The sequence below is a fragment of the Synechococcus sp. W60.3 genome, from assembly GCF_047502615.1.
Lineage (GTDB): Bacteria > Cyanobacteriota > Cyanobacteriia > Thermostichales > Thermostichaceae > Thermostichus.
In genome coordinates, this window is record NZ_JANSHJ010000007.1 from 1 (window position 1) to 12,788 (window position 12,788).

The following is a 12,788-nucleotide window of genomic DNA, read 5'->3' on the forward strand; positions in this document are numbered from 1 at the left end:
GCCAGGCGGAACCAGCGGCGAAAGTGGTGCAAGATCTCGTTGTGGCGTTCGCTGCGCTCCAACTGACGGCGACGGCGGCGCTCTGCCATCAGCGGGTCTGTCCCGGCACAGGCAGGGATCCCGCTGCTGCGAAACTGGGGCGGCTCATCCGGATCCAAAACCACCTTGCCCCCAGCAGGGTGATGCAAGAGGGGGGGCATAGGAGGCAGGAGCTCGGCGGATCCCCACTCCACCTCCGGCTGCGCAGCCAGGGCGAGCAGATGGCGATTGAGAGGGTGCTCAGGGTGGGTGTCAAACAACAGCTTGAGTTGGGAGTGGCTGAACTGAAAATCCAGGCGAAACTGCTCCACCGAAAGGCTGCTGCGCCCCTTTTGCAGAGTCTCCTGGCCAAAGTAGAGCATCACCAGCAGAGGATAGATGGGCAGGGGGCGATGGGGCGGGATCAGCATGGCCCACATCGCGTCAGTCCAGTGGGGGAGCAAAATCTCCGCCTGTTTGCCCTTGCCCACCACCTGCAGCATTTTGGGGTGTCCCGCCTGCCAGCCACAGGGGTGGTCGTCGAAGCCACAGGTTTGCCGCCCCTGATCCACGCTCAAGGGGTAGCGCCCGTCGTAGAGGCGAAAAGGACAGAGATCCCGGTCTTCGGCCAGAAAACGCTCGTCCTGCCACAGATGGGCGGCCAAAGCATGACAACCAATGCCCTCCTGGCTGTTGCAAGCCTTAAGCCAGCGCCGTTCCGCCAATTTGCCGCCCACTTTGCTCGGCGCCAGGGGTTGGACAAGGCCGTTTTCCCCTTGGTTAAACAGGGGCCACACCAAGGGCTCCCCCGTCTCCGGCAGGGTGGGCAGCAGGGGGTGGACTTTGCTGTAAAACGGGTCGCAAATGCGCTGGGCCACCTGCTGCAGAGGCAGGCCATGAGGGGATCCCACCGCCGGCAGAAGAGATCCCGAGCCGGCCTGGGCGCGATGGTACTGGATGGCCAGGGCCACTTCTACTCCTATTGGACGCAGTTCCGGCGTCAACTGCCGGTAACGCTGCAGCAGCCGCGAGGCTTGCACAAACAGGTCGTAGCGCCGAACTGGGACTGCGTCAGCCATAGGGTTGCCGGAGAAATTCCTCGCCGACTTGAGCAAAAGCTGGCTATGGACGAGCTTCTCGGTCTCAAACAGGATCGAGATTGGGTTTGTTGTGTCTGCAAATGCTGATTTGCCGAGCGCAGCGGCAGGAAGGCCCGTTTCGCTTGGCACCAGGTCAGTTGTCAGTGTAGTAGAGAAACCCCGGCGCGGAAAGATTTTGCGACTTGCTCCCGCCAAAACCAGCGGCAACAGGCTAGCAGGGAACGATGCTCCGGCCCTAACTCGGTTACCGAGAGCCGGTGCGGCGGTTTCGCTTTCGGCAATCCCATACCTTTTCCGGGATCCCCGGCTGCCTGGGCTACCATAAAAAGCTGTAGGGCTTTTGCATGAAGCATCACAGGTCATGGCCAATATTCAGCGGGATCCTGAGGTCAACGGGTCGGCGGCCACCGCCCTTTCTTCACAGCCTCAGCCTTCGGCGCCCCCCTTGCCTTTGCTGGTTATGTTTCGCCTGGGCCTATTTCAGATGGGCTTGGGGATGATGTCGCTGCTGACGTTGGGGGTGCTCAACCGGGTCATGATCGACCCGGAGCTGCTGGCCATCCCGGCTACGGTGGTGGGGGGATCCCTGGCCATGCACCAGTTGGTGTCTCCAGCCCGCGTCTGGTTTGGGCAGCTTTCCGATGCCAAGCTTTTGTTGGGGACGCACCGCAGCGGCTATGTGCGCCTGGGATCGGTGTTGTTTGCCCTGTGCATCTTCTTGGCGGTGCAGGTGGTGTGGGGCTTGGGGCAGAGCTTTGCCAACAGCGGCTGGTCGCCGGCTACCTACGGCTGGATTGCTCTGGCTGCCTTGATGTTTGCTCTCTACGGGCTGTGTCTGAGCGCCTGCTCCACGCCCTTTGCGGCGCTGCTGGTGGATGTTTCCGATGAGCACAACCGCTCCCAGTTGGTGGGGATCGTCTGGTCGATGCTGATGGTGGGCATCGCCGGGGGGGCGATTGGCTCGGCGGTGCTGCTGCGCGGCCTGGATCTAGAGAATCTCCAGAGTACGATTAACCGCCTCTTTATCGTCATTCCTGCCGTGGTGATCCTGCTGGGGGTCATCGCTACCTGGGGGGTAGAAAAGCGCTATTCCCGCTATGGATCCCGTTCCACCTTGGCCGGGCGGGAGGATCAGATTACCCTGGGCACGGCCCTCAAGGTGCTCACCGCCAGCCGCCAAACTCTGATCTTCTTTAGCTTTTTGACCCTGATGACCATGGGCCTGTTCATCCAACAGCCGGTTCTCGAGCCCTATGGCGGCGAGGTCTTTGGCATGACGGTAGCCCAGAGCACCCAACTCAACGCCTTTTGGAGTATAGGCGTCTTGGTAGGGATTGTGGTGACTGGCTTTCTCATCGTGCCTAGGCTGGGCAAGCAGACGACTGCCCGCTTGGGCTGCCTGCTGGTGGCCCTTTCTTTTGGGCTGACCATTGCCGCAGGGTTTACAGGCAAGCCGCAGCTGCTGCAGCTATGTATGATCCTGTTCGGCTTAGCCTCAGGGATCACCACCAACGGCGCCATTAGCCTAATGTTGGATTTGACAGCGGCTGAGACTGCCGGCACCTTTATTGGGGCTTGGGGCCTGGCCCAGGCGATGTCGCAGGCGCTTTCTACCCTCATTGGCGGCGCCTTGCTGGATTTGGGGCGGCTCCTCTTCCCCACTTCCTCGGTGCTGGCCTATGCCACCGTCTTTGGGGTGGAGGCGGCGGTGATGCTGCTGGCGGTGTACTTGCTGGGACGGGTGAGCGTGGCCGAGTTCCGGGAAAACACCAACCGCGCCCTGACCGAGGTGCTGGCGCTGGAGCTGGAAAGCTAACGCCCTTTGGCCGGCTCGTAGTGGCGACACCCCTGGCAGGGCCCGCTGGGGTTGACGGCGCAGCGCAACAGGGGCGAGCGGGCGTTGAAGCGGCAGGAGGGATCCCCCAGAAACTGGCCTGCTTCGGGAGGTGGGCTCACCGGGCGAATGAGGGCGCGGATGCCGCAGAGGTGATACTTGCCCTGCCGCAATTGGTAGGAATGACGCTTTTCCAAAATTAGGTAGTGCTGCTCGGCCAGTTGGATGTAGGTACCCGGATGGGGGCTGCTCTCCCAGGGGCATTCCTCCACCACCTCTCCCGAATCCGCATCGATCCACTGAATGGGCAAGGCCGGGTTGACAGAAGACATAAGGTGCCAGGGAGGCCAGCCTGGAGAACAGACCGGCAAACAATAGGATGGACGCGGTTTTGCCTGTACTCGCTCTATTTAGTGTAGAGGATTTTCCTTGGGCGGGCCGCCAATTGGGGGGGAGGGTTGAGTCCTAGGTTCTCGCGCCTGATCTAGATCTCCTTCTTCCGAAGGGAGGTCACCTCCATCTCTCCCGCCTCGAGTAGCCAGAAACCTCATCTCTTGCCGAGGGGGTTACCTTAGACCCTGTTTTCTCACTGTGGCATGATGGGTCAGAAGCAAAAATTGGTAGCCTGGCCGAGGATAGGCCACGGGTGAGCCACATCTGCCTGGAGCGACCGGAGTCCTTATGGTAGGGCAAACCTTGGCTGGCCGCTATCAGATCCTAGAAGAACTGGGATCCAGCGGGCAAACCTACCTGGCCCAAGATGGCCATTGCCCCGAACAGAGCTGGGTGGTGATCAGGCGTTGGCAACCTCGCTCTCCCAAGGGGGAAGAGCCCTCTGCTGCCCGGCAGCGATTTCAACAGGCAATGGCGCTGCGGGAACGCCTGGGATCCCATGACGCTATCCCGCGCCTGCTGGCCTATTTTGAGGAGGAAGGGGGCTTTTACTGGGTGGAAGAGTGGATCCAGGGGCAGACACTGGAACAGGCCCTGCGCCAGACCACGGAGCAAGGGCAGCTTTGGTCAGAGGTGGAGGTGCGGGCCTTTTTGCAAGATGTGTTGCAGACTCTAGCCTTTCTGCAGGGTGAGGGGGTGAGCCACGGCAATTTGCGGCCCTCTTGCTTGCTCTGCCGACAGTCCGATGGCCGTTGGATGGTATTGGGCTTGGGCCAAGCTATGGCCTCTGCCGGTTCTGGATTGGAGGCTTCCTCTGCTGGCGGCGACCTCGATGCCTTGGGCCTCCTCGCCTTGCAAGCCCTCTCAGGGATCCCGACCCACAAGCTGTTTCGCGATCCGTTGACGGGAGAGCTGCGCTGGCACGATCTGGCTCCTACCAGCGCTCCTTTCGCCGCTTTTTTGGATGGCCTGGTGGGTTGCGACCCGCGGCAGCGCTTTGCTTCGGCAGCGGCAGCTCTGGCTGCCTTGCAGGCTTTGTCTCTGGCAGAAGGTGTCTCTCCCGGCGCTGAGATCTTGCCCGACCCTGTTGCCGTCGATCCCTGGCAGGAGCCGACTACGCCGCCGCGCTCTCCCGTATCGTTGCGGGCGCGTTTCTGGATCCCACCGCTTTGGGCGGGGAGCAGCCTGGCGGCTTTGCTGGTTTTGTTCGGAGTTGCTGCCTGGCAACTGGCGGCCAACCTTAGCCGGTGGGGAGAGAAGGCAGTTGTGCCTAGGGACTCTGTCCCGCCCGCGGGAACAATGGCAAATTTGGGATCCGCTGGGCCCAACAGCTTCAGCTTCACAGAGCAGCCGCCCAATCCCTCCAAGACTGGAAGCCCTGCCCTCGACTTGGCAGATTGGGCCAAGTCCTTACGGCTCAAGGCCAAGCTGGAAGGTCCCGCCGCCATCACCGCCCTGGCCATCAGCCCGGATGGAAATCTCCTGGTTGCCGGGGGGGATGACGGCGTCATCCGCTTTTGGGATCCCCAGGCCGGCCAACTACTGCAGAGCTGGACAGGCCACGAAGGCTCGATTGAGACGCTGGCCATCAGCCCGAATGGCACCTTTTTGGTGAGTGGAGGGGCAGACAAGACGGTGCGGGTCTGGGATCTGGCTGCTCTAGGGGATCCCGCCCTGCGGTCGGGGGAGGGGGTGCCACGGCTGCAATTGCAAGGACACACCGACTTGATCAACAGCGTCGCCATCAGCCCCGATGGCCGTTGGATCGCCAGCGGCAGCGCCGACCGCACCATCCGCCTTTGGCAAGCCGAGGACGGCCAGTTGGTGCGCACCATCGACAGCGCCGCCTACCCGGTTACCCAAGGGGCAGGCATTACGGCAGTGGCCTTTGCTCCCTCTGGGTTGGCGGAAGAAGGGAGCTCGCCCTGGATCCTGGTGGCTGCCAATGGGAATCCCGCCGTCTATCTCTGGGATCCCAGGAGTGGAGCGTTGCTGAAAACCCTCGAAGCCGACTACCCCATCGAGCAGGTGCTCCTCAGCCCCGATGGCCGCCACTTGCTCGCCGCCAGCGCTTCCGGCATCTGGATCTGGAACGTGGGCACGGGATCCCGGGAGCGCACCCTGCCCCAGCCCTTATCCGGCTTGGCCACCCTTGCCCTCAGCCCCGATGGTCGCTTGCTGGCCAGCAGCACCGATCACCGCGCCCAGCAGATCAAACTCTGGGATCTGCGCAGCGGCAAAGAGTTGCGCACTCTGGGCGGCCAGACCTGGATGGTGAGCGCTCTGCTGTTCGGCCCCGATGGTCAGACCCTTCTCAGCGGCGGCGCCGATGGCGCCATTCGCATCTGGGGGCCAGAACATCCCGCCTCTGAAGCGGAGAAGGGGACTCAGCCTTGAGGAATCAAGCCAGGTAGAATACTCGACGGAGGAGGGATCCCGGCAGAGCATGGGCAGAGTAGTCATTATCGGGGCGGGGCTGGCCGGCTTGACCTGCGCCAAGGTGCTGGCCCAAGCGGGCCAGAGGGATGTTCTCGTCTTGGAAAAAAGCGATGGCCCTGGGGGGCGGGTGCGTACCGACAAGGTGGATGGCTTTCGCCTGGATCGCGGTTTTCAGGTGCTGTTCACCGCCTATCCCAAAGTGCGACAGCATTTGGATCTGGGCAAGCTCGATCCCCGTCCCTACCGTCCGGGAGCCATGTTGGCCCAACCCGGTCGCTGCTGGCTGTTGGGAGATCCCCTGCGGGATCTGTCCAGTATCTTTCCTTCCCTGCTCAACCCCTTGGCCAGCTTTGGCGACAAGCTCAAGGTGCTGCAGTTGCGGGCAGAGCTGGCGCGGCGCACCCCGGAGCAGGTTTTCCAAGAAGGACTGGGGGGATCCGATTGTTCGGTGCGGGAGTTTCTGGAAAGGTACGGGTTCTCCGCCAAGATCTGCCAGCACTTTTTCTACCCCTTTTTCCGCGGCATTCTTTTGGATCCGGAGCTGGCCAGCAGCGCCCGCCTCTTGGCCTTCTATTTCAAGATGATGGCCGAGGGAGCCATCGTCACCCCGGCCTTGGGTATGGGAGAACTGGCCCGCCAACTGGCCGGCCACCTTGCCCCAGAGCAGATCCGCTACCAAACCCCGGTGGAGCGCATCCTCGTCCAAGAGGGAAAAGTGCGCGGGATCCGCACCGCCGACGGCGAGGAGATCCCTGCCGAGTGGGTGGTCTGCGCCACCGATGCTCCTCAAGCGCGGGCCTGGCAAGCGGAGCTCTGCCCCCACGCCGCTGTACCCATCCCCACCCAGGGACGAGCGGTGACCTGCCTTTACTTCTGCGCCCCCTTTTCCCTAACTCGCGGCCCTTATCTGTACCTCAACGCCGGCGGCCAAGGCTGGATCAACCACTGGGTGCAGCTCACCCACCTCAGCCCGGCGCTGGCTCCTGCTGGCCAGCACCTCTATTCGGTGACGGTGCTGGGAAATCCCCCTCTGGGCGATGAAGAGCTGGCCCAAGCCTGCCGGGCCGAGCTGCAGACCTATTTTCCCAAAGCCCCCTTGGAACAATGGCGCCTGCTGCGGGTGTACCGGATCCCTTTTGCCCAGTTTGTGCAGCCGCCTGGCTTCCAGCAGCATTTGGTTCCCACCCGTAGCGGCCTGCCGGGCCTCCTTTGGGCCGGGGAATACACCCACCAGAGCAGCCTCGAGGGATCCCTGCGCAGCGGCGAACAGGCAGCGGCGTGGATTCTCCAAAAATCGGCGTAAATCTGTACAAAGCAATACAGACTTTCTTAAGCCTATTCCCAGCAACAAAGCCGGGATCCCGTGGTATGAAGGGGGTGAACTTGGTCGCCCACAGGGATCCCTCTGTTATGCAGAATGTTACCCTCAACCCCTTCTCCCTTTTGCAGCGCTCGCTGGAACTGGTAGGCCCTATCTATGGGCCGCTGCTGATCCTGGCTTCTCCTGGCTTTGTCATTCTCATCGTCGCGGAGCTGATCCCACTTCTCGGGGGGATCCTCTTCATTGTTGTTGCACCGATCCTAGGCGGAGCAGCCTTGTGGCTGGTGGATCAGCACCTGAAGCGGCAAGCTCCCCTGCTGGGCAACAGCCTCAACCGAGCGGTCTCGAAGGCAGTGCCTCTAGTTCTGAGCACCCTCTTAGCAGCACTCCTCTCTTGCCTTGCCTCCATCTTTCTGATCATTCCAGGCATTTATGTAGGGGTTAAGCTGGCCCTCACACCTTGTGCCATTGCTCTAGAAAATCAAGGAACTACAGGAGGGCTGCGCTACAGTTGGAATCTCGTCAAAGGTCGTTGGTGGGGCGTGTTTTGGGCCCTTCTGATTGGGGGCTTTATTCTCGGTTTTGGGGTTGGATTGATAGTTGTACTTGTCAGTAGAGTTGTGGCTGATTTTGGCGACTCTGTGGTGAACGTAGTTAGGACTGCCGCTGCCACAGCCGTTGTGCCCATCTTCTGGGTCTATGTGGTTCTCCTGTTCCGATCCCTGCAACGATTGAAGGGGCAAGCAGCCTCCTAGTTTCCGCTTTTGCCCCCATTGGGGATAGCAAAAAGGGTGCTCCCCGTGCCTAGCTTTGAGATGAGAAGGGATCCCTTTTTGGGATTTCGGCTCAACCCAAGATGTCCTAGGTGAGATCCCGTGGTATGAAGGGGGTGGACTGGGCTGCCCACGAGGATCCCTCTGCCATGCAAAGCGCCACCCTTAGCCCGATTCTGCTCTTGCGGCGGTCGTTTGAGTTGGTAGGTCCCATCTACTGGCCGCTGCTGATCCTGACCTCTTCTAGCCATATCGCGTTCTTCGTTGTAGGTCTGACCTCACCTTCCCTCGGGATGATCCTCTCCTTGCTCCTCCTGGCCTATGTCCTAGTCGGCGCGCCCATCTTGACAGGAGCAGCCTTTTGGCTGGTGGATCAGCACTTGAAGCAGCGAACTCCCTTGCTGGGCAATAGCTTGGATCAGGCTTTCTCTAAGGCAGTGCCTCTGATATTCGGCAGCCTCCTGGTGAATCTGATTTCCTCACTAGGGATGCAGCTGTTTGTGTTTCCCGGCATCTATTGCCGGGTAAGGCTAGCTTTCACCCTCTGCGCAATTGCCCTGGAGAACAAGGGTGCCACAGAAGGGTTGGGCTACAGTTGGAACCTGGTCAGGGGCCGTTGGTGGGGGGTGTTTTGGGCATTCCTGGTCGTGGTTTTGATCTTCGGCATCTCAATCCTGCTTTTGCCTTTTGTTGTGGCGATCTTGGGAGCTACCCTAGCTGCAGTTGTAACTGGGGGTAATACCGACATCATAGGACTTGCGCTTCTGGTTTGGGCGCCTGTGGTAGCTCTCTTAGCAGTTGTGGTCGGGTTTGCCGCTTTCACGGCAGTCACGCCTATCTTCAATGTCTACACGGTGCTCCTGTTCCGATCCCTGCAGCAGCTGCAAGCGCAAGCAGCGTAGTTTGGCTTGCCCTCACCCCCAATCCTTCCCCCCTGGCGAGAGGGAAGTTGCAGTTGGCCTAGGGAGAAGGGCGCTCCAGGATCCCTCCCCCCAGCAGGAGATCCCCGTGGTACCAGACGGCGGCTTGGCCAGGAGTGACCCCAAACTGCGGCTCGGCAAACTGCAGCTTTACCCGCTCTGGCGATTCCGGGATCACCATGGCGGGCACTGGGGGGGTACGGTAGCGCACCTGCACTTCTACCGCTAAGGGCTCGTCCGGCGCAGGGGTCGAGACCCAGTTCACCTGCCGCACCCAGGCCTCGGCTTGGGTGGCTTCTTCCCGTTCCCCCACCACCACGCGGTTCATGGCCGCATCGATGCGCACTACATAGAGCGGGCGGGAAGAGGCAATGCCCAGCCCCTTGCGCTGGCCAACAGTGTAGTGGTGAATGCCCTGATGGGATCCCAGCACGCGCCCCTGGGTATCGACAATTTCCCCCGGCCTTTGACCCAGGTGCTGATCCAAAAAGTTGCGCATCGAGCCGTAGGTCTCGATCAAGCACAGATCCTGGCTTTCGGGCTTATTTGCCGTAACCAAGCCGTAGCGCGCGGCAATCTGGCGGGTTTGGGCCTTGGTGTAGTTGCCCAAGGGGAAGAGGCTGTGGGCCAGGTGCTCTTGGCTGAGGTCGTAGAGAAAATAAGACTGATCCTTCTGCCGATCCACCGCCCGCAGCAGTTGATATCGCCCCAGCTCGCTGTTGAAACGTACCCGCGCGTAGTGGCCGGTGGCAATCTGAGAGATGCCCAGGGTCTCGCGGGCATAGGTTAGCAAGGGACCAAACTTCACCAGCTTGTTGCATTGCGAGCAGGGCAGCGGTGTGATCCCGTCCGCATAGCCGGCCACCAGGTAATCGACAATGTTGGCTTGGAACAGCTCGCGGCTATCCACAATATGGTGGGGGATCCCCAATTGCTCACAGATGGAGGCGGCGTCCACCAGGCCGTCGGTGCAGCACTGGCCTTTCCCCCGCATCAGCCAGAGAGTCACCCCCTCCACGGCATAGCCCTGTTCGTGGAGAATGGCCGCCACCGTGGAGCTGTCTACCCCCCCAGAGAGAGCCGCCACAATGCGAGGCCGAGAGGGGGAGCCGGCTATTTCTGGAGCAACGAGAGGATAGGGGCTGGTAGCCATCGCAGAGCAGAGGATCAGGAAAACCAAAGGCCGGCAAATCCTCGACGGAGCCCTCCGAGAACCCCGTCCCTACATCAGGCCGAACCCAGATCTTCAGCTTAGCTTGCTTCTGAATCGGCTGGCCGGGATCCCGGTTCCGGGAAGCCCCTTTGGCGCAGCCGCCGCAGCGAATCCAAAGCCGCCGCGGCAACGCTATCGTGGGGATCTTTGGCCAGATAGTTGAGGGCGGAAACGCTCTTGGGCGAAGGCAGATTTCCCAAGGCCTGGGCCAGCCGCTGCCGCACCAGCCAATCTTCCGACTGGGCAAACCGCAGGATGTGATCCAACGCCCGCAGATCCCCCAGTTCTCCCAGAGCAGCAATGGCCGCCTGCTGCAGCAGCTCTTCCGGCCCCTCCAACGCCCGCAGCAATACGTCGTAGGCTCGGGGATCCTTCAGGTTGCCCAGGGCCACGGCGGCGCTGAAGCGCACCAGCCACTCCACATCTTCATAAAAAGCACGCACCAGCGCCTCAAAAGCCCGCGGATCTTCCAAGTAGCCCAGGGCGCCTGCCGCATCGGCGCGAATGCCGTAGTCCGGGTCTTGGGTGAGAATCTCCAGCAGCTTGGGCAAACAGGCGTCCGTCTGCTTGATCCCCAAGGCAAACACGGCAAAAGAGCGCACCTGCAGGTTTTCGTCGTCGATGACCTGCAAAATCAGCGGCACCGCCTGCTCTGCTGGCACATCCCGCAATTGCGCCAAGGCCACCATGCGATCCGCAGGGCGCGGGCTGCGCAGCCGCTCGGCAATCTCCTCCAGACGAGCGGGGTTGACAGGATCCAAAGCAGAGACAGTCATGGCGTTAACAAATTTTTACAGTCTCTCTTCATTATGGCAAATTGGGCTGCGCTCAGATAGGGGCCGGCTTTGCCTACGCCGGTCGGGATCTCTATTGACAGGGGCTGAGGCTTTGATTGGAAATCCTAGCATTGTTGTCGAAAAAAGCAGCTCGATTGAGCCCCATCCCCAAGATTTTGGCTATTTTGGTGATGCGAGGCTCTCTCCCGGTGGTCTCTATGCTGAAATCTCTACCTGCTCGCCAACTGTTCTCACTTGGGATCCTCTTGTTGTCGGCAGGGGGCCTGGTCTGCTTGTCCCCTCGTTTGTCTTCTGCGTTGGCCAACGAACAAGCGGTTCCCGAAGCGGAGCTGGCGCTGCAGCCCCTCTTGCCCCCGGGATCCCGCATCCTCCGCTCCCGTCGGCTGAGCGACACAGAAGCCGAGATCTGGGTGGAGTCGCGCGGCGGCAGCAGCCCTGTAGTTATGCGGCTCAACGCCTCAGGCCGTTGGGAACAGGATATGAACGCTACTCTGGCCCGCGGAGCCAGCCAGATGCAGGCTCTTGCCCGGCAACAAACGGCGAGCCTGCCTCCAGGTTTTGGCCAGACTGCCCCCGACCAACCTCCGCCCCCGCTTGTGCCCTCCCTCTTGCAAACCACTCAAGCCGCCTCCAGCCTGATCCCACCGGTGGATCGGGAGCAGGAAACCCAGCGGGCCTTGAGTGGGGCGGGACGGGCGGATCCCTTTGTGCCCCAAAACGTGCGTGCCCCTGAGCCAACCCTTAACCTGCCACCTCTACCTCCGCCGCCGGAGCTGCCGCCGCCCGGCAATGGTGGCGAAGTGCCCGTAGCAGTGACCACGCCGCTCCCGACCCCCACTCGTGACCCGGCGGCCTTTGCCCGCAGCGTGCAGGTTTCTGGGATGATCCAGATTGGTGGCGAATCCTTTGCTTTGGTTTCCGGCCCAGGCGTCATTCCTTCTGTGGTGCAGGCCGGGCAAAACTACCAAACTGCCAGGGTGGCCGGAGTGTCGGTGCCGGAGCGACGGGTTGTGCTCTCGGAAGGAGGCGAGACCGTCGTGAAGACAATGCAAGACACCACTGTGATCGTGGGTGCGCCCTAGCCGTGGCTATTCCAGAACACAACGAGACACCAGAGAGACTGGCGGTTTGATGCAGTCTCCTGTCTTTGGGCAAGGGATTTTTCCAAGGTCAAGTCTAACTCCCCTCTCCCTCTGGGAGAGGGGCTGGGGGTGAGGGGGGACTCCCTCTGGGAGAGGGGCCGGGAGCGAGGGAGTCTGGAAAAGTCAAAAACGGGGCTCGCTGTTGAGGCGGGACGGCTGCTGTTTTAAATAGCGCAAGAACTCCCGCAGTTCGGCCTCATTTAGTTGGTGGCGCGACTTTTTTTGGAAGCGACGCTCCAAGAACTCTTGTCCTTCCTTGCGGCCCCAGCCAATACGCTGCATCTCGACATCTGTTTGAGCAATGATGTCGGATAAATCATCTCCATAGGCCCCTGGCTCGCTCAGATTGGGCAACTCTGGGGAAGTCGGCTTCGCCGGGATCCCTATCGACTCAGGAGCTTGAGGGGCAGCAGAAGAGTGGGTGCGCCCATTGGCCAAGTCAGGAGTGGGCAGGTAGGGCATCCTGGCGGCAGCAGAATCCACCCCCAAGCTCAGGGAAGTTGTGGAATGACCGAATCCTGCGTGGTTTAAAGCGCGCTTCAGCGCAGCATCTTCTGCTTCTTCTACTGTGTTGGAGCCGGCAATACCACTGCCCAGAACCGTGTTGTTGACCACCACCTGGGCTTTGACGATGTAGATCCCTTCTTCCACCCGCAACAGATCGGTGAGCAAACTGCCCATAGGGTACCGCTCTCGAAAGTCTTGGATCATGTTGGCGTCAGAACCTGTTGCTGCTGAAGCTCTGACTACAAGTTAGCCCGAAAGTTAACTTGGCATCCAGATCTCAATCCAATCCCACCCTCAATATCGACATTGAATTGATATAAAGCGAGAGATC

11 protein-coding genes are annotated in these 12,788 nt (G+C 60.9%); 6 read left to right on the top strand and 5 right to left on the bottom strand.

The annotated features are described in order from the left end of the window. Positions 1-1,097 (bottom strand): hypothetical protein (locus NW846_RS03895; RefSeq protein WP_414515351.1); only part of this gene is annotated, 1,097 nt, incomplete at its 3' end. 382 nt (positions 1,098-1,479) lie between these two features. On the opposite strand from NW846_RS03895, the gene NW846_RS03900 reads away from it, so the two are divergent. Next, entirely contained in the window at positions 1,480-2,934 is a 1,455-nt protein-coding gene (locus NW846_RS03900; RefSeq protein WP_414348258.1) for a BCD family MFS transporter, read from the top strand. Here the strand turns inward: NW846_RS03900 and NW846_RS03905 are convergent. Next, positions 2,931-3,284: a DUF6464 family protein gene (locus NW846_RS03905; RefSeq protein ID WP_071813485.1), complete on the bottom strand. Its 354-nt coding sequence runs from the start codon at positions 3,282-3,284 to the stop codon at positions 2,931-2,933. The two genes, NW846_RS03900 and NW846_RS03905, sit on opposite strands and share 4 nt — an antisense overlap. A 349-nt stretch (positions 3,285-3,633) precedes the next feature. Here NW846_RS03905 and NW846_RS03910 point away from each other — a divergent pair, with 349 nt between their 5' ends. From NW846_RS03910 to NW846_RS03925, 4 genes are all read left to right on the top strand, one after another. After that, complete coding sequence (locus tag NW846_RS03910; RefSeq protein WP_414515352.1) at positions 3,634-5,742, top strand: protein kinase domain-containing protein; 2,109 nt, start codon at positions 3,634-3,636, stop codon at positions 5,740-5,742. Between the two features lie 49 nt (positions 5,743-5,791). Then, complete coding sequence (locus NW846_RS03915) at positions 5,792-7,087, top strand: FAD-dependent oxidoreductase (protein ID WP_414515355.1); 1,296 nt, start codon at positions 5,792-5,794, stop codon at positions 7,085-7,087. A gap of 65 nt (positions 7,088-7,152) precedes the next feature. Next, entirely contained in the window at positions 7,153-7,860 is a 708-nt protein-coding gene (locus NW846_RS03920) for a hypothetical protein (protein WP_414515357.1), read from the top strand. Positions 7,861-7,985: 125 nt separating this feature from the next. Next, a complete protein-coding gene (locus tag NW846_RS03925) occupies positions 7,986-8,780 on the top strand; it encodes a glycerophosphoryl diester phosphodiesterase membrane domain-containing protein (RefSeq protein ID WP_414515358.1) in 795 nt (264 codons plus the stop codon). A gap of 58 nt (positions 8,781-8,838) precedes the next feature. Here the strand turns inward: NW846_RS03925 and mnmA are convergent, their stop codons facing one another. Together mnmA and NW846_RS03935 are read right to left on the bottom strand one after the other, a co-directional pair. Continuing rightward, positions 8,839-9,951 (bottom strand): tRNA 2-thiouridine(34) synthase MnmA, encoded by a 1,113-nt coding sequence (gene mnmA / locus NW846_RS03930; RefSeq protein WP_414515360.1) that lies wholly within the window; start codon positions 9,949-9,951, stop codon positions 8,839-8,841. Positions 9,952-10,049: 98 nt separating this feature from the next. Further along, entirely contained in the window at positions 10,050-10,787 is a 738-nt protein-coding gene (locus tag NW846_RS03935; RefSeq protein ID WP_099884399.1) for a HEAT repeat domain-containing protein, read from the bottom strand. Between the two features lie 155 nt (positions 10,788-10,942). On the opposite strand from NW846_RS03935, the gene NW846_RS03940 reads away from it, so the two are divergent. Then, positions 10,943-11,890, top strand: coding sequence for a hypothetical protein (locus NW846_RS03940; RefSeq protein ID WP_228375382.1), 948 nt, complete (start codon positions 10,943-10,945; stop codon positions 11,888-11,890). A gap of 183 nt (positions 11,891-12,073) precedes the next feature. Here NW846_RS03940 and NW846_RS03945 read toward each other — a convergent pair whose 3' ends face one another. Continuing rightward, positions 12,074-12,631, bottom strand: a complete 558-nt coding sequence (locus tag NW846_RS03945) for a hypothetical protein (RefSeq protein ID WP_011428973.1) — start codon at positions 12,629-12,631, stop codon at positions 12,074-12,076. Between the last annotated feature and the right edge of the window lie 157 nt (positions 12,632-12,788).